General features: G+C 36.6%; 18 protein-coding genes and 1 rRNA gene. 10 read left to right on the plus strand and 9 right to left on the minus strand.

Features of this window, described 5'->3' with window-relative positions; all coding sequences use genetic code 11:
- The first annotated feature begins 112 nt into the window (after positions 1–112).
- Together rrf and DWW91_RS25385 are read left to right on the plus strand one after the other, a co-directional pair.
- Positions 113–223 (plus strand): 5S ribosomal RNA (rrf, locus tag DWW91_RS25380).
- Positions 224–356: 133 nt separating this feature from the next.
- Positions 357–1,280, plus strand: a complete 924-nt coding sequence (locus tag DWW91_RS25385; RefSeq protein WP_010802547.1) for a GyrI-like domain-containing protein — start codon at positions 357–359, stop codon at positions 1,278–1,280.
- 125 nt (positions 1,281–1,405) lie between these two features.
- Here DWW91_RS25385 and DWW91_RS25390 read toward each other — a convergent pair whose 3' ends face one another.
- Positions 1,406–3,574 carry a lipopolysaccharide assembly protein LapB gene (locus DWW91_RS25390; protein ID WP_122329282.1) on the minus strand — a complete coding sequence of 723 codons (2,169 nt, stop codon included), beginning with the start codon at positions 3,572–3,574 and terminating at the stop codon, positions 1,406–1,408.
- Positions 3,575–3,658: 84 nt separating this feature from the next.
- Between DWW91_RS25390 and lepA the strand changes: the two genes are divergently transcribed.
- On the plus strand, positions 3,659–5,446 hold the full coding sequence (gene lepA, locus DWW91_RS25395; RefSeq protein WP_122329283.1) for a translation elongation factor 4: 1,788 nt from the start codon (positions 3,659–3,661) through the stop codon (positions 5,444–5,446).
- Positions 5,447–5,991: 545 nt separating this feature from the next.
- Here the strand turns inward: lepA and DWW91_RS25400 are convergent.
- The 3 genes from DWW91_RS25400 to DWW91_RS25410 form a co-directional block, all read right to left on the minus strand.
- Complete coding sequence (locus DWW91_RS25400) at positions 5,992–6,954, minus strand: IS3 family transposase (RefSeq protein WP_255420061.1); 963 nt, start codon at positions 6,952–6,954, stop codon at positions 5,992–5,994.
- The gene (locus tag DWW91_RS25405; protein WP_122329284.1) at positions 6,935–7,300 is read right to left on the minus strand and encodes a hypothetical protein; all 366 of its coding nucleotides are present in this window, start codon (positions 7,298–7,300) and stop codon (positions 6,935–6,937) included. Before DWW91_RS25405 ends, DWW91_RS25400 begins: the two co-directional genes overlap by 20 nt.
- Positions 7,301–7,527: 227 nt before the next feature.
- Entirely contained in the window at positions 7,528–8,382 is an 855-nt protein-coding gene (locus DWW91_RS25410; protein ID WP_010802549.1) for a S1 RNA-binding domain-containing protein, read from the minus strand.
- A 200-nt stretch (positions 8,383–8,582) separates the two neighbouring features.
- On the opposite strand from DWW91_RS25410, the gene DWW91_RS25415 reads away from it, so the two are divergent.
- Genes DWW91_RS25415 through DWW91_RS25445 form a run of 7 tightly spaced genes read left to right on the plus strand, consistent with a single transcriptional unit; the run spans position 8,583 to position 15,936 of the window.
- Complete coding sequence (locus DWW91_RS25415; protein WP_122329285.1) at positions 8,583–9,428, plus strand: polysaccharide biosynthesis/export family protein; 846 nt, start codon at positions 8,583–8,585, stop codon at positions 9,426–9,428.
- 14 nt (positions 9,429–9,442) lie between these two features.
- A complete protein-coding gene (locus DWW91_RS25420) occupies positions 9,443–11,026 on the plus strand; it encodes a GNVR domain-containing protein (RefSeq protein ID WP_122329286.1) in 1,584 nt (527 codons plus the stop codon).
- A 22-nt stretch (positions 11,027–11,048) separates the two neighbouring features.
- Positions 11,049–12,308 carry a hypothetical protein gene (locus DWW91_RS25425; protein WP_122329287.1) on the plus strand — a complete coding sequence of 420 codons (1,260 nt, stop codon included), beginning with the start codon at positions 11,049–11,051 and terminating at the stop codon, positions 12,306–12,308.
- Positions 12,295–13,074, plus strand: a complete 780-nt coding sequence (locus DWW91_RS25430) for a glycosyltransferase family 2 protein (protein WP_007658602.1) — start codon at positions 12,295–12,297, stop codon at positions 13,072–13,074. Before DWW91_RS25425 ends, DWW91_RS25430 begins: the two co-directional genes overlap by 14 nt.
- 4 nt (positions 13,075–13,078) lie before the next feature.
- On the plus strand, positions 13,079–13,747 hold the full coding sequence (locus tag DWW91_RS25435) for an acyltransferase (protein WP_233584575.1): 669 nt from the start codon (positions 13,079–13,081) through the stop codon (positions 13,745–13,747).
- Between the two features lie 7 nt (positions 13,748–13,754).
- Complete coding sequence (locus DWW91_RS25440; protein WP_010802554.1) at positions 13,755–14,822, plus strand: glycosyltransferase family 4 protein; 1,068 nt, start codon at positions 13,755–13,757, stop codon at positions 14,820–14,822.
- A 1-nt stretch (position 14,823) separates the two neighbouring features.
- Positions 14,824–15,936, plus strand: coding sequence for a DUF1972 domain-containing protein (locus tag DWW91_RS25445; protein WP_122329289.1), 1,113 nt, complete (start codon positions 14,824–14,826; stop codon positions 15,934–15,936).
- Between the two features lie 89 nt (positions 15,937–16,025).
- Here DWW91_RS25445 and DWW91_RS25450 read toward each other — a convergent pair whose 3' ends face one another.
- The 5 genes from DWW91_RS25450 to feoB form a co-directional block, all read right to left on the minus strand.
- Positions 16,026–16,697 (minus strand): DapH/DapD/GlmU-related protein, encoded by a 672-nt coding sequence (locus tag DWW91_RS25450; protein WP_122329290.1) that lies wholly within the window; start codon positions 16,695–16,697, stop codon positions 16,026–16,028.
- A 9-nt stretch (positions 16,698–16,706) separates the two neighbouring features.
- The gene (locus tag DWW91_RS25455) at positions 16,707–18,053 is read right to left on the minus strand and encodes a lipopolysaccharide biosynthesis protein (RefSeq protein WP_007658597.1); all 1,347 of its coding nucleotides are present in this window, start codon (positions 18,051–18,053) and stop codon (positions 16,707–16,709) included.
- A gap of 11 nt (positions 18,054–18,064) precedes the next feature.
- Positions 18,065–19,357 (minus strand): glycosyltransferase, encoded by a 1,293-nt coding sequence (locus DWW91_RS25460; protein WP_122329291.1) that lies wholly within the window; start codon positions 19,355–19,357, stop codon positions 18,065–18,067.
- A 145-nt stretch (positions 19,358–19,502) separates the two neighbouring features.
- Positions 19,503–20,162, minus strand: a complete 660-nt coding sequence (locus DWW91_RS25465; protein ID WP_010802558.1) for a GDSL-type esterase/lipase family protein — start codon at positions 20,160–20,162, stop codon at positions 19,503–19,505.
- Positions 20,163–20,475: 313 nt separating this feature from the next.
- Complete coding sequence (feoB, locus tag DWW91_RS25475; RefSeq protein WP_122329292.1) at positions 20,476–22,959, minus strand: ferrous iron transport protein B; 2,484 nt, start codon at positions 22,957–22,959, stop codon at positions 20,476–20,478.
- Positions 22,960–23,057 lie beyond the last annotated feature (98 nt).

The following is a 23,057-nucleotide window of genomic DNA, read 5'->3' on the forward strand; positions in this document are numbered from 1 at the left end:
TTTCTATTTCCGGAAGGAAGGATTGATATATCAGCAGGGTTAGTAGAGATACTAACAAAGCGCAAGTTACTGAAAGAGTAGCGTTGTCCAGGTCAAACATCTTAAAAGGTATTAAGGTGGTTATAGCGTTGGGGATCCACCTCTTCCCATTCCGAACAGAGAAGTTAAGCCCAACCACGTCGATGGTACTGCGTAAAAGTGGGAGAGTAGATAGCCGCCGTTTTAGAGTCACAGACTCCAAACAAATGAAAGGAATCAATCGAAAGGTTGGTTCCTTTTTGCGTTTATGAAGAGCTCCTTTTTATATATGAATACCAATTCCTATATTTGTACCTCATTCAAATATACATATAAACGTGGCGAATACAACATTACAAGATCATACAAAACAAATCAACCGGGTTATTGATTATATTAATTCAAATCTGAACAGGCAGATATCGATAGATGAGTTATCGTCGTTAGTTGATATTTCTACTTATCATTTTCATCGGATATTTACTGCCTCCATGGCTGAACCTGTAGGAAAGTATATTCTTCGGAGAAGATTGGAGCGGGCGGCCAATGTTTTGCTGAGTGATCCTGCTGCGATCAAGGATGTGGCTTATGATTGGGGTTTTTCTTCCGCCTCTTCTTTTTGTCGTAGTTTCAAACGTCATTTTGGTATTTCTGCCGAAGAGTATCGTCGCAAGAACGGATATCCGGATAGCAAGAAATGTCAATTCAAGAGCATAAACGAGCAACATACCTCGCTTTATTCACGCTATTTTTGTCGTGATAAAACAATCAAAGTAAATGGTATGGATATGAATTGCACTTTTGAAATTAAGCAGATGCCTGAGAGGGCTATTATTTATTGTCGTCATCAGGGAGCATTGGACCAGATGCAGGAGGCTTTCGCCAATCTTATGAAGTGGGCACTGCCCAGAGGGTTTGTTTCACAACCGGATATGAGGTTATTGTCCGTCTATCATGATGATCCTCGTGTTACCCCGGTCGATAAATTAACAGCCGATGCGGCCATGTTTGTTCCGGAAGAAATGAAGCCGGAAGGAATTATTGGAAGCTATAAGCTCTCCGGTGGGTTGTATGCGGTTGGACGTTTTGAATTATCTATGTCTGAGTTTCCGGCTGCCTGGATGGCAATGTTCGATTTATTGGAAGAAAATGGCTGTAAGTGTGGTTATGGACATCATTATGAGATTTATCAGAATAACCATGACGAACATCCGGAAAAAAAGTTTATTGTGGATATTTGTATACCTGTTGAACCGGTATAACAGGGAAGGTGGTTGCATCATTTGCTTATGGCACATGAATAATACAGATCAGGCAGATTTACATGGTAAAGAATCCATGTAAATCTGCCTGATCTGTATTATCTGTATGTTGTTTATAGTCTATTTTATAAAGAATCATTTAGTACATACCTCAACTGATCCATCATCAGAGATATTTCTGAATCTTCTATACCGGCCACGATTAAATCCGGGATGTCCTGATTGAATTCTTCCTGGAACTTATAGAAATTCCCGTTTTCTTTTTCTATAGCCTGCCTGTAGAATTCTATAGCCCCTTTTATATTTTGCAGAGCCCATTCCGTATGGCCGGCATTTAGCAGGTCCTGCGTATTGGGTTGATCAGCCAATATCTTTTTGTAATAATTGCGTGCCTGATCATATTTACCGGTCAGGAACGAACACCAGGCTATAGGACGCCATGCCTTGCTATTGCTATCCATATAATCAACCTTGAAGAAACATTTCAATGCTTCACTGTAGTTTTTGAGTTCCAGGTAACAATGTCCGATACTGATTGTAATAGATAAATTATCTGGGTTCAGCTTCTCGTACCGGCGATAGTACTTTAATGCTTCTTCCGGTTCTTTCAGCGAACGGTAGCAACCGGCAATCCGGCGGATCACCCATTTGCTTTGCGGATTTAAAAGGTCTGCCCTCAGATAAGCATCGAGAGCTCCTTGTAAATCATCATTCATTTGCTTACAGTAGCCTATTTTCTGGAAAAGTATATCACTCTCCTGATTCGTCTCAGCCAATTGGTTGAAGATGGTCAGAGCATCACTGAAATAGTTTTTGCGCAGGTAGTATTCTGCAATCGTACTCAGACTTTCTTCATCGGAGATATAAGGACGCAAAATATCCAGGTTATGAAAGTCAAGAGGCAATGTGAAAATGTCGTTGAAATCCAGGTGTCCCGGATATATTTTAAAGAAGCGGTACAGGTCTTGTATATATTGTCCTGTAATCGTCTCCAGTTTGCCCCGTTTACTGATCAGTTCTTCTTTATTCTGTTGGATCATTTCAGTAGCCTGGCTGTCAAACTGATTCATCATCATTTTTTTAGCTTCTTCAGGCAACTGCATCATACTGAAGTATAATGAATATTTATCGGAATTGCACATGAATGCTGCCAGCGTCATGGAGTCCAGCATCTGTTTTTCACCATTGTTCTGGTTAAAACGATCCCCGAACGATGAATGTTCTGTCGTAAATGGCAAAAGCCAGTTACTCAGTTCGCGGAAGAAGGGGAAACTCTTCAAATGAACGAAGGTGGAATGCATGACATCGGCACCTTCCTGTTGCAGTTCACTGAATTCTTCCATCTTTTTACCCAGCGAACTGTCGGCAAATATATTTTCCCATTCCGGGTTCATTTCCTCTCCAAGCTGTTCCGGGGTAATGTCTTTCAGATTTATTTTATTGCTGATCTTAGGACTCAGTTTCATCATTTCGGGAATGATCTCATTCTGTAGTTTCCGTGTAATCTTTTCTGTCTCACGGGCCAGGATAAAACGCAGTGTGATGGTCCGTATAGCTTTCGTGAAGCCGGGAACCTCTGAAAGAGCATCCAGCCTGTTTATTATTTGCGGATAAAGAGCCGTTCTTTTTCTATAAGTATATAATGTAAGCAGGATGGAGATCAGCGCACGTACTTTGATCTCTTCATTCCTATGATTTGCCGCATCAAACAATAACATCATTTTCTCCGGGTCGAAAGCAGCCTGTAATCCGAGCGTCAGCGATGAAACAATCTGACAGCCTGCCGTAAACGGAAGTTCGTTATCGAAAAGAATATTCTTTATAACAGCAGCATCTTCAACCATGAAAGGATCGGAGACCCATATCTTATTGAACAAGACAATGAGCATGGCATCATATTCGGCCCTGTTTCCTGTCGCATAATGCTTGCTTAGCTGGAGGTGGAGGTTCTCGAAAGTCACGTTAGGCTGGACTTGCAAACTCCTGCGCCGGCTATAGAAGGCCAAAGGCGATTCAACTGCCATCGCTTTATGCTTGATCCGGTCGGCCAACTCGTATGAGGAGGTCTGGATCTTGTTATATATCTGTTCCTGCATCGGATCTTTGGCCCCTTCGATGCGATAACGCAACATATATTTATATGTATCCTGCAACTCATTCAATTTGTCCTGGAACGATATTTCACGGCTTCCGGAAATGAGTGCCTGAATGGAATCAAAAGCATTCTTTAATTCCTTGCTATCTAATGAACCGATAATGCGGTTGTAAGCTTTATTTATTTCTTGTAGTGTCATATAATATTAACAACAAATGGTATGCCAAAAGTATAGTTTTTGACCTAAAATTCCTATCTTTGCACACCTAAAATAAATTAGCACATGAAGAATATCCGCAATTTCTGTATTATTGCTCATATTGACCATGGTAAGAGTACTTTGGCTGACCGTTTGCTTGAATATACCAAGACAGTCGAAGGCAAAGACTTACAAGCGCAGGTCCTCGATGATATGGATCTGGAGCGCGAACGAGGCATTACGATCAAGAGTCATGCCATTCAGATGAAATATAATTATAAAGGTGAAGAATATATCCTGAATTTGATCGATACGCCGGGACACGTCGACTTTTCGTACGAAGTTTCCCGCTCTATTGCTGCATGTGAAGGGGCTTTGCTGATTATCGATGCCGCCCAGGGAATCCAGGCGCAGACTATATCCAATCTGTATATGGCAATCGAAAATGATCTGGAGATCATCCCGGTCATGAATAAGATAGACCTTCCCAGCGCTATGCCGGAAGAAGTGGAAGATCAGATCGTTGAACTGTTGGGCTGTCCACGTGAGGATATTATCCGGGCAAGCGGTAAGACCGGTGAAGGTGTTTTTCAGATCCTCGATACGATCATTGAAAAAGTGCCGGCTCCCAAAGGAGATCCGGAAGCACCGCTTCAGTGTCTTATCTTTGACTCCGTATTTAATTCATTCCGTGGCATTATCGCCTATTTCAAGGTGGTGAACGGCGTGATCCGAAAAGGAGACCATGTCAAGTTTATCGCGACAGGAAAAGAATATGACGCAGACGAAGTCGGTGTATTAAAGCTGGAAATGTCGCCACGCAGTGAAATCGGAACCGGCGATGTAGGTTATATCATTTCCGGTATTAAAACATCAAAAGAAGTAAAGGTCGGCGATACTATAACTCATGTGGCCCGTTCGGCAAAGGCAGGTATAGCCGGTTTCGAGGAAGTGAAGCCGATGGTGTTTGCCGGTGTGTATCCGATCGACAGCGAAGATTTTGAAAATCTGCGTGCGTCATTGGAGAAACTGCAATTGAATGATGCCTCCCTGACATTTCAGCCGGAAAGTTCTGCCGCTCTGGGTTTTGGTTTCCGTTGCGGATTCCTGGGATTGTTGCATATGGAGATTGTTCAGGAACGCCTGGACCGTGAATTCAATATGGATGTGATTACGACAGTACCTAACGTATCCTACAAAGTATATGATAAAAAAGGTAATTGTATAGAAGTTCATAACCCTAGCGGTTTGCCTGAACCGACATTGATCGATCATATCGATGAGCCATATATTCGTGCTTCTGTCATAACGAACACGACTTTTATCGGTCCGATCATGACACTTTGTCTGGGTAAACGTGGTATTCTGCTGAAACAGGAATATATTTCAGGCGATCGTGTGGAAATCCATTACGATATGCCTTTAGGGGAAATTGTGATCGACTTCTATGACAAACTGAAGAGTATCTCTAAAGGATATGCCTCTTTTGATTACCATATCCATGATTTCCGCCCGAGTAAACTGGTGAAGCTGGATATCCTGTTGAACGGTGAGCCGGTGGATGCCCTGTCTACATTAACACATGTGGATAACAGTGTGGCATTTGGTCGTCGTATGTGTGAAAAACTGAAGGAATTGATACCTCGCCAGCAGTTTGATATTGCCATTCAGGCAGCTATCGGAGCGAAGATCATTGCCCGTGAGACGATCAAGGCAGTACGTAAGGATGTAACAGCCAAATGTTATGGTGGTGATATTTCACGTAAACGTAAATTGCTGGAAAAACAGAAAGAAGGTAAGAAACGAATGAAGCAGATCGGATCGGTAGAAGTTCCGCAGAAGGCATTCCTTGCTGTATTAAAGTTAGATTAAAAACAGCTTCAAAAAAGAATTGTAAGTACGAAGCTATTAATTATCAATATGTAGAAGGTGACGCTGGCTATTTAGGACGGCGTCACTTTTTGTTTGGTATCATTGCCTCTATTTTTTAGCGATCATACTATTTACCTTAACCCCTTTACTAGTATATAATTAGATGTAAAGTTATAACTTCTTAATCATTCGACCCAGGTGAAATACGTAGTTGACCCAGGTCGAATTTATAGTTGACCTAGGTCAAATTTGAAGTTGCCCATGGTCGAAAGATTAAAAACATATAGGTTTTGTATGTTAACGTTTTTAGTTGACTACTAAATGTCTTATCGATAAAGTAGGTTGACTCGGTTAAAACTTAGTAATAAAACAGGTTGACCATGTTCTATCTTATTCATGAACGAGGTTACCCTGACAAAAATAATCAAAAATCTTATTCTCCCCCAAAAAGATTATGAAAAACCACCACGGAGGTTTGCCATGCGGCTGGAGGCGTGAAGCCTCCAAAGAGTCTACCGTGTGCTTCCTCCCTCTTGAGGCTGCTCTTATCCTGTTTGAGCCATGCCATATTGCTTCTTTATGGCTATTTCGCGATAACTCTTCCAATTCTTCTTCATCTCGCCTTCACATTTGGCAGCCTGGTTTGGTGTCATGCCCTCCAGGCTCAAGTGGGGGCGTTCATGGTTGTAAAAGTCCACAGCTGCTTTCACGGCCTCCTTTACTTGCCTGATTCCATAGAACTCCATACCTTTAAAAAACTCATTCTTAATGGTATTATTCACACGTTCGGCCACGGCATTATCCTTGGGGTTTCCACTCTCGGTCATACTTATGCCTATTTTGCAGTCCTTCAAACGGGCTGTGTAGGCATAGCTGGCATATTGTACACCACGATCGGAATGATGGATTAGCTCTGAAAGCTCTTTTCCTTTATAATGCTTCAAGCTCATTTCTAATGCTTGCAATGGGTATTTCGTTTCCAATGTATCTCCTACGCTATAACCTACGATTTCTTTCGTATAATAGTCCGTAACCAGGGATAGATAACAGAAGTCGTATTTCTCTCTCTCTGGAGTTATCCCAAAAGGAATATAGGTGATATCACTCACTATCAACTGACAGGGACGAGTGGGGATCAGGTCTTTAACCAAGTTTGGATAAAGAGGAAGATCATGATTGGAATCAGTGGTTGACACGCGCCGTTTACGTTTGCGCACCTTTAAGCCATAGCGTTCCAGAATATCATAAAAACGGTTATACCCTACACTCTGTTCCTCTCCGAACCGGTTATGATACATCATCCAGAGTTTATTGCCTCCGATACCACGATCATTTTTGCGAACACCTTTAACGAACTCAACCACAAAGGCTTCCTGAGCCATTTTGAACATCAATTTATCAATATGCTTGTAGTAGGCTTGCTTGCTTACACCAAGTAGACGACACATAGGGACAATGCCGTAAAGCTTTTTGTCCCTATTGTGAAGCCTACATGCACTTGGTGCCAACTTTTTTTAGGTCGATGCCATAAACTTCTTTTCCGAATACGACCATTTCTTCATAAAAATCAGCACGCAAGCGTTCTTGGGCCAAATCCTTTTTCAGGATTGCAATCTCCTCTTGTAACTTTTTGTAGTCTTCAGGAGTAACGTCTTTACCTTGCTTCTTCATTAACTCTGCTTGTTGAGGATTTTCCTCTTCAAAGGTAGTTAATGCATAATAAACACTACCACGGCTTAGGCCAAATTTTTTACCAATACTCGAAATATCCTCACCCTCCAAAATGCGAAGACGATAAATTTCCTGATGACGCAAATTACGCTCTTGTTCTCGATTGTACTGCTTTTCTTTCATTTGTTGATTCTGCTAAGAGTCAACCATATTTACAAAAAGACATTTGAATCTAAAAAACAAGTTAGTATTCAATAAGAAACATCTTGTAAAGTATTAGGCTCTTTCGGGAGGGTATCGGACTTTATCAGAAATGACTTGTGCCGGAAAAAGTTAATAATAAAACGAGTGACGCTGCATGTATAAGGCGGCGTCACTCGTAAATATTTGATATTTAGTTAAATGTAGTGCTATTCGTCTGTTTGATCCTGCTTTTTTGCTAAACTTATGCCGCCGTTTTCTAACGTGATAAGATGCTGTTTGTAAAGGGCACCGATCGCTTGTTTGAAGCTTTTCTTGCTGCATTGGAAAAGTGATTGAATGACTTCCGGGTCACTTTTGTCGTGTACAGCGATAAATCCTCCCTGACTTTTTAACGATTCGAGAATGGTTCCGGCCAGTCCTTCTATTTTCTGATAGCCCAGCGGAACGAGGCTTACGTCTATTTTTTCATCTTCGCGGACTTCTTTGATGTAGCCTTTAATCTCTTCTCCTTTTTCCAGGCGACGAAAGACTTCATTATAGTATACCAATCCCCAATGCAGGTTATTAATGATAACTTTATAACCGATCTCCGTTTCATCCGCCACCAGTAAGTTTACTTCCTGATTGAAGGTATATTCGGGCATTACATTGTCCAGATACTTGTCGATACGTGCAGAAGCCACGATACGTCCGGTGATATGATCGAGATGGACATATACCAGATACCACCTGCCTTCGCGCATCGGCATCTTTTGTTCTTTGAAAGGGACGAGCAGATCCTTCATCAGCCCCCATTCCAGAAAAGCCCCCGTGTTATTAACCGATTTGACTTCCATGAATTTGAATTCGCCGACAGTAGCCAGCGGTCGTGCTGTCGTAGCGATCAGCCTTCCTTCATTATCGTGATAAATAAAGACTTCCACTTCATCCCCCGGCTTTACGTTCTTTGGAACATAACGGGCCGGCAGAAGTATCTCTTTCCCGTTACCCCCGTCCAGGTAGACCCCGAAATCCAGGTCTTTTACTATTTTTAGCGTGTTATATTTTCCTACTTCAAGCATAATCTGTTTCTTTTGGGACAAAAGTACATGATAATTCAAGAAAGAGAGATAAAATCTCCTATATTTTTACTTCATCATGCAGCAATATATTAACAAATGCATCGTTATAGATGTAACTCGGACTAGAAGAACACACTTATATGGTCCGGGGTTGAACTAAAAGTCGTATATTTGCAACTTATTTGAAGAAAAACAAAATTATGAGATTGAAATTAGCTTCGGCAGTGTTGTTTATTATCTTAATGGGATCTTGCGCTGTCCCTAAAGATATTACTTATTTTCAAAAGGGGAACGATATAACAGCAGAGCAAATAGCTCAAATGAAGAATTATATTGATCCGATGATTAAGGTGGGAGATGTGTTAACTATTTCAGTATCTTCGACAGACCCTTTAGCTGTTGCTCCTTTTAATTTACCATTGGTGTCTTTTGTTAAGGAAGGAGGGGTTATTTCTAATTCAACTGTGGGAGGTTCTGCTTCTGGTTCCAAAGATATTGCATCATCTCAGGCAATGCAAACATATACGGTAAATGCTTCTGGAATGATCAATTTCCCAGTGCTCGGTGAGCTGAAGATTGCTGATATGCGGAAGCAAGATGTAATAAATTTAATTCAGGATAAAATTCGGCAATATGTAAAAGATCCTATTGTAAACCTGAATATTATTAACTATAAGGTAACTGTACTGGGTGAAGTGAATAGACCCGGTAGTTATTCGATTGGAACAGATCGTGTTTCAATTCTGGATGCATTAGGGTATGCTGGTGATATGACTATATTTGGAGACCGTAAAAATGTAAAAGTTATTCGGGATATTAATGGGGTAAAGCAAATTATAGTTTATGATGTGACAAGCAGTGATTTTTTGATTGACCCTGATTTCTATTTACAGCAAAATGATGTAGTTTATGTAGAACCTAACGACAAGAGAAAGAAGAACTCCCGTTATAGCCAAACAGATCAATTTTCTCTTTCCATCGTTACTGCAATAGTGAGTGTATGTTCTACCGTAACAAGTATAGTTTTAGCAATAAGTAGAAGATAAATAACGTAATATTTATGGAAAATACAGAAGTAAAAGATACTCCTTTAAATTTGTTTAAAGGAATAAAGGAAGCTTTTCATTATTGGAAATGGTTCTTGATATCAGTAGTAGTTTGTGTAACATTGTCTGTTTTATATGTTTGGGTAACACAGCCTGTATATCAAGTAGATGCAAATGTATTAATAAAAACAGAGTCAGAGAAGGGGGGAGCCAGTGCTGCAATGTCTTCCATGCTACAAGGATTTTCTTTCGGAAGTTCTTTAGGTGTAGGTGGAGCGTCTGTTGATGATGAATTATTGTTAATCAACTCATATACGCTACTTCGTCAATCAGTTGCAGAATTGGGACTTAATACCCGTTATACTTCCGGAGGTCTCTTTTCCAAGGTAGATTATTTTGGAGATTCTCCTTTTACTGTAACGTCTAAAGATAGCTTAGCTGAAACATTTACTAGCCAGATCACTTTTAAATTGAAGGTCGAATCTAATGGCTCTGTAAAAGTGAAAGCAAAGAAAGGGTGGTCAACGATAGGTGAAGTTACTTCAGCTACTTTTCCCATTGTTCTTAAAACGGATGGCTATGGTGATTTTCTAATAGAAAAAACATCTTACTTCGAGAAGAATCCTGTGAAGTCTATGAAAATTGTTTTCAGTGGGTATGATGTTGCTACGGAATCGTTAATGAAGGATTTGCTTGTCTCTATCAAAGAGAAAAAAGCAAATGGTATTAATTTGAGTATTGAAGAGACAAATGTTCGTAGAGGAAAAGCTCTTTTGAATACAATTATTCGTAAGTATAATGAAGAAGGCTTGAAAGATAAAAATATATCGGCAGAACGTTCGAGTGTTTTTTATGATCAACGCATTGCTATTAATGAAAGGGAACTGGATCAGATAGAAAGACGGTTGGAAGCGTATAAGATAGATAATAACTTAACGGATCTGGAAACAGAGGCTGAGATTTTATTGACAAAGAACGGTGATTTTAAGGAAAAGCTGATCGATTCAGAAATTCAGTTTGCTACAGTAAGTTTGATTGAAGATTTTCTTAAGGATCCTGCAAATAAATATGCATTGGCTCCATTTAACTTGGGGGTAACGGAAAAAACAGCGTCTGAAGGTTTGCAGCAATATAATGATTATTTATTGGCACGTATCAGATTGTTGAATACGACAACTGAAGATAACCCGAATGTCCAACTTTTAAATGAACAGATAGAGATTATGCGTAATAACGTGTTGGAAACATTTAAGAGTATTAAGGCTGGTTTTAATTTTGCACGTCAAGATCTGGTAAAGCAGGAACGGGAGTTTCTCACTCGTATTAAAAAGATGCCAACTCAGGAAAGAGAGTTCTTGGATATTAAACGTCAGCAAATGATAAAATCAGAATTGTATTTATATTTGTTACAACAGAAAGAAGAGTCTGCTTTAAAATTAGCAACAACTATGGATAAAGCTAAGATCATTGATGAAGCTTATAGTTTAAGTGAGCCGGTGAAGCCTAATAAATTATTTATTTTTTCAATAGCATTGATATTGTCATTAGCTATTCCTATTATTATCTTGACAGGTAAGAGTCTAATGAAAGATCTGTAATATTTCCTCAGAAGTTTAATTAATGGAAAGTACTGGAGTTTTTTCAACAAGTAGAAATATAGATTATTGGATACTGATTCTATGTCTTTTTTTACTGGCGGCAGTAGGATATGGATTTCAGATAGCCCGTTTTGTTTTATTAGACTTAGTAGCATGTTATTTTTTATGTAAAAATATAAGGGAAGTAAGAAATTTTAAAATTCTTATTCCCTTAGCCGTTTTGTTGATACTGGGGACAAGAGTAGCAACAGGATATCAAATAACGCATATCGTACGTGATGTTGCATATTTTTTGTGCCCTATTTCGGCTTTCATTGTAGGACATTTTACATATAAATATATATCATTAAAAAAGTTCTTACTTGTTACTGTTTTATTCGGGACTATTTATTCCTTGATTTATTTTATGCAAATAACATTGGAGTTTAATACGTTATTTGTTGCGGATGCAGAGGATACACGGTATTCAATTGGGACAGGAACTCCTTCGCCAGTATTAGCTATAGTCATTGTTATTTTGGGTAAGCAATATTTGAAAGATTTTAAAATAAGTAATTTATATTGGTTCTTGTTTATTGGAATAAACTGTTTAACAATTTATTATTTTGCGTCACGTGTATATTATTTTACATTGCTTTTATTCCTGGTACCATTACTTTATTATAACTTTATACAAAAATACAGGCGAATTGGGAATTATTTGTTTGTGATTATTTTGGCTGGATTGGTGAGTATTATTGCCGTTTTGCTGAATGGGAATAATTTCCTAGCAGAGAAGATGCGTAATTCTATAACAGAAATGTTTGTTCAATCATTTGATGATTATGATTCGGTTTTATACAATTGGCGAGCCTATGAACTGTTTGAAGCAGTTAAAGCTTTTATGAGTGCAGATACATTTCATAAGATTATAGGTTTTGGCTTTGGAAAAACTATCTCTTTGGAATATGGATTAATTATGCCTGGATTGACAATTAATGATATTCCAATATTTCATAATGGTTTTGCCTATTTATTGATAAAGACTGGTTTGATAGGGCTTATCCTCGTTTTATTGTTTTCTTGTATGTTGCTTTATAAGGGATATGTTTATTCAAAAGGGAATCCGGACTTGAAATTCGTTTTCTTTCTATTGTTTTCTGCCTTATTATCTTTTAACTTCTCAATGTTAGTTGTAAATGGCTTTTTCTCAGGTGAATCTTGTTATCTAATAGTATTGGCAGGCTATACATATTCTATGCTGAAAAATGAATATAAAAAGACGCAAAATGAAACAGTTTAGTATTATAATAGCTACATATAATGCTGCTGAGACATTGAATGCATGTCTGAACAGTATACGATCGCAAAAGGCAGAGGAGGTCGAGTTGATAGTCGTTGATGGAAATTCAGCGGATGCAACTCATGAGATAGTTCAGGAAAATATGGATATTATAGATATTTATATACATGAAAAAGACAAAGGAATTTATGATGCTTGGAATAAAGGTGTTAAGGCTTCCTGTGGAGAATGGATCTTGTTTATAGGAGCTGATGATATTTTGTGCCCGGATACTATTTCTTTTTACAAGGATGCATTAGCTAAAACGGATTGTACGAAAATTGATTATGTATCTGCCTGGGTAAATTATGTAGATTCTTCAGGACGTGTGTTCTGCCGATTGGGATCGGCATGGAATTGGAAAGATTTTTCAAAGGCTATGAATGTAGCTCATGTAGCTTCTTTGCATAATAGGCAATTGTTTGATGAAACAGGTCTTTTTAACCTTGAGTATAAAATATGTGCTGATTATGAATTTCTTGCAAGAAAGGAAAATCGTTTGAAAACTCTTTTTTTTGAGAAAGTAGTTGCACATATGAGAATGGGAGGTATAAGTTTAAGTGGAAAGGCTATTAAAGAAACTTGTAAAATTGCGAATGTTCATACAAAAAGAAGCTTATTCGGTCGAATAGCCTTAGCTTCAGAAAAGTATATGTACTATTATTTGTTTTTAATCAAAATAAGAATATGGAGGGTTTTTAAACATGCGTATATCTTTTTGGTTTGAAAAAATGATGAGGTTAAGAAATGCTCAGTTTTCATTATCAGAGAATATTACGGATTATACTTTGATATTGTTTATTATGCATTTATTTTTATGCAAAATGAGGGGGGTGTTTTATTCTTTATTTAGGGGAAGAGTATGTTTGAGCTTGTTTGTTGAAAGAGGTGTTTCCATGTCCTATTTTAGGAATATGGATTTAGGGAAAATGTTGTTAGTTGAAAAGGGAGCAGTTATATCTGCATTGGCTCCAAAATCACTTCGTATAGGAAATAATGTCAAAATTTCAGCCTATTCTAGTATTCATGTTTCTAAAAATTATCAGAATATTACAGGCTTTATCCATATCGGCAATAATGTTGGCATTGGAGAGTATGCTAATCTGGGAGGTGCTGGCGGTTTGGAGATAGGCGATAATTGTATTATAGGTGCTTATTTTTCTTGTCATCCAGAGAACCATAACTTTGAGGATAAATCAGTGTTGATTAAAAATCAGGGTGTTTCTCATAAAGGAATAGTAATAGGTAATAACTGTTGGATAGGGGCAAAAGTTACTATATTAGACGGAACAAAAGTCGGTAATTCGTGTGTTATAGCGGCAGGAGCTGTTGTAAAAGGCGAATTTCCAGATCATTGTGTAATAGGAGGAGTTCCTGCTAGAATACTTCGAAAATATTAAGTGGTCAATGAAGAAAGTTATATGTTTTCATTTGTATAATGATTATAGTGGAAGTCCACGAGTTTTATCTCTAGTTATTCGTGCCTTAGTAGAGAAAGGGTATCAGGTTGAGTTATATACTTCTAATACAGACGGATTTTTGACTGGACTAGAGGGGGTTGTCAATCATCTGTTTAGATATAAGTGGACAAAGAATAAAATAATAACTCTGTTATGGTTGTTATATGCTCAAACATATATGTTTTTCTCCTCATTGAAATATATCCATAAGAAGGATGTTTTGTTTTATGTAAATACAATTTGCCCTGTAGGGGCTGTATTTTCTGCTGCACTATGTAACATCCCAGTAATATATCATGTACATGAGAAATATGTTAATCCTAATATATTACATCATTTTTATGAATTAGTTTGGCGTCGATTTTCAACACAAACAATTTTTGTTTCTAAATATCTGCAAAAGCAATATTTAAAAAAAGAGATGAATTCTATAGTTGTCTATAATGCTCTTTCTGATGATTTTTTGAATAATTTAAAATCAAGAGAGCATAGAAGCAAACCTTATAATATTTTAATGATATGTTCTTTAAAGCGTTATAAGGGAATCGATGTTTTTGTAGAACTGGCTAAACGATTACCCCAATATCGTTTTACCTTAGTTGTAAATGGTTCAAAGGAAGAGACTGCTACTTTTTTTCAAAATATACCAGTAAATTTGCATGTATATCCGGCACAAAAAAAGGTATTTGATTTTTTACATCAGGCCGATTTAGTTTTAAATTTATCTATTCCCTCACTTTGGATAGAAACATTTGGACTTACGCTACTGGAAGCAATGGCTTGCGGTGTGCCCGTTATCGCTCCACCGATAGGCGGTCCTGTTGAGTTAGTAGAAAATAATTATAATGGTTTTTTAGTTGACTCCCGAGATATTGAGGCTGTAATTGAAAAAATTATATATATATTTGAATCAGGAGAATACGAAAGATTGTCGAAAAATGCAAAGAACAAATCTTTATTATTCAATCGTGCCGATATGATACATAAGATAGAAGCACAAATAAAAGAAATTTGAGATGAAAATAGCAATTTTAGGAACGAGAGGTATACCTAATAATTATGGAGGGTTTGAGCAGTTTGCTGAATGTGTATCGGTTTCATTAGTAAAAAGAGGGCATCAGGTAACTGTTTATAACCCACATTTTCATTATTATCAATCAGATACTTACAATGGTGTGATGATTCGGAAGATTTATAGTCCGGAGAAATCAATCGGGGCTTCTGCTAATTTTATTTATGATTATTTGTGTTTAAAGGATGCGCTGAAATTAGATTTTGATATCATATTGGAATGTGGATATCATAGTAATGCTCCTTCTTACTTTTTGATGGGACAACGTAAGTCCCCTATTCTAATAACCAACATGGATGGTTTAGAGTGGAAGAGAAGTAAGTGGAATCGTACTACTCGGTGGCTAATAAAAAGATTAGAAAAATTAGCCGTAAAAAAATCTCATTATTTGGTTTCTGATAATATAGGTATTCAACAGTATTATAAAAATGAATTTGGGGTAGATTCATGTTGTATAGCATATGGGGCAACACCAGTAGATGTATTTGATGAACAATGTATTAAGGCATATGGAATAATTCCAAATAATTATTTTATGCTGATAGCTCGTCTTGAGCCAGAGAATAATATAGAGCCTGTATTGGACGGTTATTTAATGTCTGGTTCAAAGTTGCCATTTCTTGTGATTGGCAATAACGACACACCATATGGAAGGTATCTGAAAAATAAATATGCTAATGAGAATATAAATTTTGTAGGAGGTTTATATCAAAAAGAAATATTGGATAGTCTGAGATATTATGCTAAAGCTTACTTTCATGGTCATTCTGTAGGTGGGACAAATCCGTCTCTTTTGGAAGCGATGGCAAGTAAAGCATTGATTGTTGCACATGATAATGTATTTAATAGGGCTGTCTTGAAAGGAAATGCTTTGTTTTTCTCAACAGATCGAGATGTTGTAAATGTTATAAATCAAATAGATGAATTCGAAGTCCGGAATTTTAAAGAAAATAATTATTTGTTAATTAAGAACGAATATTCATGGGAAAAAATAGCCTCAATGTATGAATCCTTATTTGAAGATGCATTAAAAAGGTTAGCGTTCGATAAAGTTTGAGTTTTGCATTAAATAGGAGTGCTCAGAAATAATATCAAACAAAAAACAGACACTAGGATTATTGCCTGTTTTTTTGTTTGATATTATTTTTACAGATTGAGATCAAGTCTTTTTCCTATTGATTTTTTATCAAAAAAATGAGTGCAAAAAAGTTCTTCAAGGTATTCTTGGGAGAATCTTTCATTTTCAGGATATAAAATTCTTTCATGATCTAATATTTCTTCGATAGTGAATTTAGAAGCTATAATTCTAAACGGATTACCTACCACAACTGCATATGGAGGTACATTTTTTGATATGACACTACAGGCACCGACTACAGCACCTCTACCTACGGTAACTCCGGATAATAATGTTACATTTGCTCCAAGCCATACGTCTTCTTCTACTATAACATCTTTTTCTGATTCGTTGATCCGGAGAATGGGTAACATAAAATGCGGTATACCTACAGTAGGAATATGATTACCGGTTATGACTGTTAATCCGGGGGCTGCACCTGAATATTTTTTCATAATAAATTTCCCGGTATACGTGATAATTTTAGAAAATCCCTGAATTCGTGTTTGATCATGCATGAATACATTTTGAGGATTGGAAATGTGTGCCGGCATAGAGATAGGGGACTCTTCAGATCTAAGTCCGAAATCTTGTTTTTTTTGTCCATTTAAATACAGAAAGCGCATTGTGTTTACGGCATCTTTAATTCTCAATATAGATGCAAATCTTTTCTTTAGATGTTTTTTTATTTTCTGATTCATATAATTCTATTATTTTATCCAAATACCTGAGGCTTTTTTACTTATAATTTTGTTTATCTGTGTCGTAAAAATAAGAGAGTAAATAATATTTATACATATCATAGAAAGTATGACACCTTTAGCTCCTATTCTATTTCCGAAGTAAAAGGCTAATGGTATATGAAATAATAATCCTATTATAACAACACTTGATTGTAATTTTACAGCTCCTATTCCATTAATCATAAAAACTTGAAGTGAATCCCATGAATTAATAATAATAAATAGGGCAATTATGGCTGTCATACTTATTGATATATCAATATCGTTTCCTATCCATATATGATAAACATAAGGTGATATAAGGACTAATATGATAATTCCTATAACAACGCTAATATATACATAGCACATTTTTTTATAGATATTACGCATCCATTGAAAATCTTTTAATGTATATGCATCGGTAAAAGCAGGCCATAAAGGAGTTAAAATAATATTAAATACCATAGCGGCTACACTTAGATATTTATATGCTATATTATATTCAGTTACAGCTTCAGGTCCTGCAATATTAGATATAATGATGTTTGTAGATTGATACAAAATAATTACTTGAATTTGGATAATGAAGAATTTTACTCCCATTCCAAATAACTCTTTTATCTTTTTTTTATCAATATATTTATATGAAGGTGCTATCTTTTTAAAATCTCCTTTATATAAATATATTGAAAAAATAAGCAGAATAATTATTGGTGGAGCAGATATTGCTATAGCTAGCCCTATGAGAGAAGGTGATAAAGTTTTAGTTAGTATATAAATAAAAATTAAAGATAATATTTGTCCGAGCATAATAAAAAGAGATGACATGGCAACTCTTTGGTAAGCAGAGACAACAGCACCTAATACATTAAAAAACATTTGAAGAAAAACAGATGCTGTTAAAATGTACATGACTTTTATTATATCTTCATTGTAATTGTGAGAAACGTTTAAAATAGCAGTCCAATTGATATGTGGTATAATAATTGAAATTAACATACAGACAGGTAAAAATATGACAATCATCATATAATATGTGGTTGATACAAGATATTTACCATTTAAATAATCCTTGGTGGCTAGTGATTGTGCTAACTTGTTTTTTAAACCAAGAGTGAAGCCTATATCAAAAAAGTTTAACCATAAAACGATGGATGACAATGTTAGCCATATTCCATATAACTCTTTATTTATATAGTCTAATGTTAATGGGACTAATAATAAAGAAGTACAGATACTGATCCCCTTGATTACAATAGATCCGGCAATATTTTTTTTAACTAAAGAAGAACGATTGTTTCCGGAGAAAAAACTATTGATATTTAGCTTCATATTATTGATAATTATGAGTTCAAAGATGATGTTGCAGTTATCTTTTCTTTATAGTTACTTATGGCCTGATCATATATCTTGTTCCAAAATTCTTCTCTTCTATCCCAATGAAAATAAGGTGCACATTCTAATACACCATCTGAAAGCTCCTTTAATAATTCTGGTGTTTGCATTATCTCATTCAATTTATTGGAGAAGTCTTTTATTACTTGTGCATAGGATTTTATAGGTATTTTGATACCGCATTTTTCACAAACTATGTCATGCATTCCACAATGGTCTAATGTTATAGTGGGTACTCCCATACTCATTGCTTCCCAAATAACAGTTGTGTTAGCTTCCCCAAGGCTTGTTATTATGTGTAGATGTGCTTGTGATAAAATTGTATAAACTTCTTTTCGAGCAACTTTTCCATGCCATTTGATTAGATGATTGACTCCTTTCTTTATCGCATATTGTTCCATTTCTTTTTTTATGAAGCCATCTCCTACCACGTGTAAAAGTAAATTATCCTGTTTTATGTTTTCTAAAGCTTTGATGATAATTATTATAGCTTTAAAATCATCAATTCTTCCAATCCATATCAGATTAATCACTTTTTCTTTAAACTTAGTATCTGATATTCTTTTGATTTCTTCGGTAATACCGTTTTCTGGTAACCATGTACTTTGAGCATGGTGGGTTTTAAAAATGCATTGTTGATTTTCTGTAGTAGCTGTTAATAGCATATTACTGTTCTTTAACGCTTGTTTGACCCGGTATGAAGTTTTTAATTGAAATTTATTTAGAAATGTCCTAAGTAAGAAAAAAAACTTACCTCTCAGAGTATATGTTGCACGTAAAAGTTGAATAGGGTAGTTATTCATACCACCGATAGGTCCCCAGATATAAGGGAGTTTCAATTTCCATAAATAGCCAGGTTCTCTGTAGCCAATCGGGCCTAACAAGTGAACTAAATCGAAAATTTCGTTTTCTGTTAATTTTTTAGCGACTTTATAAGCCTCTTTATGCCAGTTTTGAAATGCAAAATAATAAGTGAAAGGTAGTATATGGCGCCTGTTGAGATAATTGAGGGCTATAGTCGTCTTACTATGGTGTACTGGTATAAAGTCTACGTTTTTTATTGGCGTTTTTATTTTGAATTCTTCTAATTCTGTAATATCCCCCATCTGTTCTCCAGAGATGCCGTATAAAACTGTTAATTTATGATATTTACTCATTCTGGTTATATAATTCCATGCTACGGCATATTCTGATCCGCGAGTAGGAGAAACACAGTAGGCCAATACTAGTATTTTTTTCATTTTATCAATTGTTATTTTACTAGTTTCTATGTAATAAATGAAAATAGGATGTTTAAAAGCTATATCTTTTACAAAGAAACTTCATTAATCTCAACAAAACAAATATTGAGATATAAATTTGATTTTATCATATTTGTTTAGTCTCTTAGTTAGTTGATTTTAAAGACTCTAATACTTTTATTTTGTTGTATATTAATTGATTGATAAATGTATATCCTTTATTTGAGAGGTGTAATTCGTCATCTTTAAAATATGTTGTATTGTTTGACATTGTTGTCCAAATGTCAATATAATAGCATGATGGGTTAATTTCATGGAATTTATCCATGTATTTGTTTATCAAGGTGTATTGGTTGAATTTCTCTTTTCGAAGTGGACTAGGTTTGATAGATATAAGTAAGACAATAGTATTAGGTCTCCTTATTTTTAGTTCTTTCATAAGTCTTTTGAACTTTTTTATATAGGTATTCGCATCATATTTATACATATCATTATCTCCATAATAAAAAACAAAGTATGAAGGATTGTATTTGAATATACGATTTTCTTTTTCGTTTATAAGGTCATCGAGACAGGATCCGCTAATTCCTGTGTTAATTAATTGGTAAGAAGTGAAACTTTTTTCTAAGTCAGGCCAAAAAGCGACAGTAGAACTTCCTGTGAAGAGTATATCTACGGTTTGAATATATGATGGTTCTTCAAATGTGATGGGTTCTTCGAGTTCTTCATCTATATTTATTTCTTTTGCACAGGAAACAAATATTGTAATAGTGAATAGCAAAATGAAGAATTTGAGTATATTCATATTCTATATATCCTTTACGTATTATCCCAATATATTTGTTTACAAATATATTATAAAAGTAACCAATTAGCGTATTGGTGGCGTGTTAATAATGTTGAATGGTGCTGAATAGCCTTTTTAAGCCTTTAGATGTTGATTATTTATTCTTTTAGAATAGTGTGTGTCTTTATTTTTCAATGAACAACCACTGCAATTTATACATTTATTACCTATATTTTTTTTATATAGCAATATTTGATATATTTTATATCCAACAATGATTATTGTTAATATTCCAATAAATATGATAGCTACTTCCTGCCACATAAGCCAATTAATTAATCAAATTAATAAACAAACTCCCCGTCTGATAAACCACAAACGAGACGATCCATGCTAAAACGCATGTGTACACAATTACAAATATTCCCCATTTCCATGATCCCGATTCATTGACGATGGCTGAGATCGTTGCGATACATGGGAAATAAATGAGAACAAACAGCATCAGGCTCAGAGCGATAAGTGGTGTAAAGACCGGATTGCCTTCTTCATCCAAATCTTGTTTTATACGTTCGGATAAAACCTGGCTATCTTCTTCATCTCCGGTGTACAGGACGCTTAACGTGCTGACTACGACTTCTTTTGCTGCCATACCAGTCAATAAGCTGACACTCATTTTCCAATCGAATCCTAATGGGTGAAGAACTGGCTGGATTGTTTGTCCTATCGTTCCGATATAAGAGTTCTTTTGATGCTCCATATTCTTTAACCGTTCCAACTCCGCAATTGTTTCCGTTTTTTCCTTCGAATCTAGTTCGGCATTTTCCACTTCTGCAATTTGCTTGTCGAATGCATCTCCCATCTCACTGTGGCGGGGGAAGTATCCCAGAAACCAGATGATAATGGAAGCGACTAAAATGACACCCCCCATTTTGTGGAGATACTGCTTCGCTTTTTCCCACATGTGGATCATAATCGACTTTGCAGTAGGCATTCGATAGGGGGGAAGTTCCATCACAAAAGGTACGTCTTCTTCTTTAAAAAGGAAACGTTTGAACAGCCGTGCCATAACAACAGCCAGAAGAATACCGCAAACATATAATGACAGGAGAATGAAACTTGCGTTTTTAGGGAAAAATGCACCAGCAAGTAACACATATACCGGTAAACGGGCACTGCAACTCATCAGCGGATTAACCAGCATGGTGATCATACGGCTATTGCGGCTTTCAATCGTACGGGAGGCCATAATAGCCGGCACATTACAACCGAATCCCATTACCAAAGGAATGAAAGATTTACCATGGAGTCCCATTTTGTGCATGATCTTATCCATGATGAAAGCAGCACGTGCCATATAACCCGAATCTTCCATGAATGAAATAAACAGGTACAGTATCAGGATGTTTGGAAGAAAAACGATGACACCGCCGACACCGCCGATGATACCATCGACCAGCAAGTCTTTTAACGGACCTTCACTCATGTTTCCCCGTACAAAATTACCGATCCAGCTAACCAGATTCTCGATCCACTCCATAGGATAGGCTCCCAAACGGAATGTAGCCTCGAACATGATCCACATAAAGAGAATAAATATGGGGAATCCCAATACTTTATGTGTAACGAATAAGTCTATGATCTGAGTGCTGGTCGCTTCTTTTATTTTATTTTGCTCATAGGTTTCCCGTAGCGCACCGGAGATAAAACCGTAACGGGCATTGGTAAATGCTGTTTCACTGTCTTCCAATAATAACTCTTCTATCTGTACAACATTCCGGTCGCGTTCTTCTATGATTGTTTCGGAGCCGGATAATGTCTGGATAAAACGTTCTATTTCCGGGTCTCCTTCCAATAGCTTGATGGAGAGATAACGTTTGGAAAGGCTTTTTGCTACATTTCCGTTATGTTTTATGGCATGCCGTACATTTGTAATACCTTTTTCCAGTACTTCTCCATAATTTATATGGATATGACGGATAACAGGATCTTCTTCTTCATATACTTTTATAACCCGCTTGAAAAGGTCTTCAATACCAAAACCGGTTCTGCTGATTGTCGGAACAATCGGGGTACCTATCATCCGGGATAATGATTCGTAATCGAATTTATTTCCGGATCGCTCCAACTCGTCATACATATTCAAGGCGATGACAGACCGGACGTCCATATCGATGAGCTGACAGGTCAGATAAAGATTCCTTTCCAGGTTTGATGCATCCAGGACATTGATAACAACGTCCGGTTGTTCTTCGCTGAGATGCCTGCGGACATAAAGTTCTTCCGGAGTATAGGCCGATAAGGAATAAGTACCGGGTAAATCTACGATCCTGAATGTGTAGCCATCTTGCTGGAAGGTTCCCTCTTTGGCATCGACGGTAACTCCGCTGTAGTTGCCTACATGTTCGTGGGCTCCGGATGCAAAATTGAATAAAGATGTTTTTCCACAGTTGGGATTTCCGACCAGGGCTACGTTTATTGTTTTTCCTTTATGTATAGCAAGTGCCTGTAAATCTTCTGTTGAAGGTAGTATATAAGAGTCGGCGGAACGTTCTTCACTTTGTTGTGACATTTGTGCCTTTGCGTATTCGGCTGCGCTGATTACTTCAATCATTGCTGCATCATTCCGTCGCAAAGAAACGTCATAACCCATTACACGATAGTGGATAGGATCTTTCAGTGGAGCATTTTGTATAACGTCCACCTCTTTTCCCCTGATAAATCCCATTTCAATGATGCGTTTGCGGAATGCTCCGCGTCCCATCACCTTGACTATAACGCCTTTTTCACCTGTGTGAAGCTCTGATAATCTCATTTTCTTAAATTCTCGTACAAAGGTATGGCGAAATGCTTACATGATCAATACCAACTAATAGGTATTTTTTCCTAGTTTTGCATTGAATAAATAAGATA

Origin of the sequence: Parabacteroides sp. AF17-3 (genome assembly GCF_003635445.1) — a bacterium.
In the GTDB taxonomy this organism is placed as follows: Bacteria; Bacteroidota; Bacteroidia; order Bacteroidales; family Tannerellaceae; genus Parabacteroides; species Parabacteroides goldsteinii.

Coding starts and splice junctions, on each gene's coding strand:
- DWW91_RS25390 (WP_122329282.1), bottom strand. CDS start 3,574: ATGACACTACAAGAAATAAATAAAGCTTACAACCGCATTATCGGTTCA.
- lepA (WP_122329283.1), top strand. CDS start 3,659: ATGAAGAATATCCGCAATTTCTGTATTATTGCTCATATTGACCATGGT.
- DWW91_RS25405 (WP_122329284.1), bottom strand. CDS start 7,300: ATGAAAGAAAAGCAGTACAATCGAGAACAAGAGCGTAATTTGCGTCAT.
- DWW91_RS25410 (WP_010802549.1), bottom strand. CDS start 8,382: ATGCTTGAAGTAGGAAAATATAACACGCTAAAAATAGTAAAAGACCTG.
- DWW91_RS25415 (WP_122329285.1), top strand. CDS start 8,583: ATGAGATTGAAATTAGCTTCGGCAGTGTTGTTTATTATCTTAATGGGA.
- DWW91_RS25420 (WP_122329286.1), top strand. CDS start 9,443: ATGGAAAATACAGAAGTAAAAGATACTCCTTTAAATTTGTTTAAAGGA.
- DWW91_RS25425 (WP_122329287.1), top strand. CDS start 11,049: ATGGAAAGTACTGGAGTTTTTTCAACAAGTAGAAATATAGATTATTGG.
- DWW91_RS25430 (WP_007658602.1), top strand. CDS start 12,295: ATGAAACAGTTTAGTATTATAATAGCTACATATAATGCTGCTGAGACA.
- DWW91_RS25435 (WP_233584575.1), top strand. CDS start 13,079: ATGATGAGGTTAAGAAATGCTCAGTTTTCATTATCAGAGAATATTACG.
- DWW91_RS25440 (WP_010802554.1), top strand. CDS start 13,755: ATGAAGAAAGTTATATGTTTTCATTTGTATAATGATTATAGTGGAAGT.
- DWW91_RS25445 (WP_122329289.1), top strand. CDS start 14,824: ATGAAAATAGCAATTTTAGGAACGAGAGGTATACCTAATAATTATGGA.
- DWW91_RS25450 (WP_122329290.1), bottom strand. CDS start 16,697: ATGAATCAGAAAATAAAAAAACATCTAAAGAAAAGATTTGCATCTATA.
- DWW91_RS25455 (WP_007658597.1), bottom strand. CDS start 18,053: ATGAAGCTAAATATCAATAGTTTTTTCTCCGGAAACAATCGTTCTTCT.
- DWW91_RS25460 (WP_122329291.1), bottom strand. CDS start 19,357: ATGAAAAAAATACTAGTATTGGCCTACTGTGTTTCTCCTACTCGCGGA.
- DWW91_RS25465 (WP_010802558.1), bottom strand. CDS start 20,162: ATGAATATACTCAAATTCTTCATTTTGCTATTCACTATTACAATATTT.
- feoB (WP_122329292.1), bottom strand. CDS start 22,959: ATGAGATTATCAGAGCTTCACACAGGTGAAAAAGGCGTTATAGTCAAG.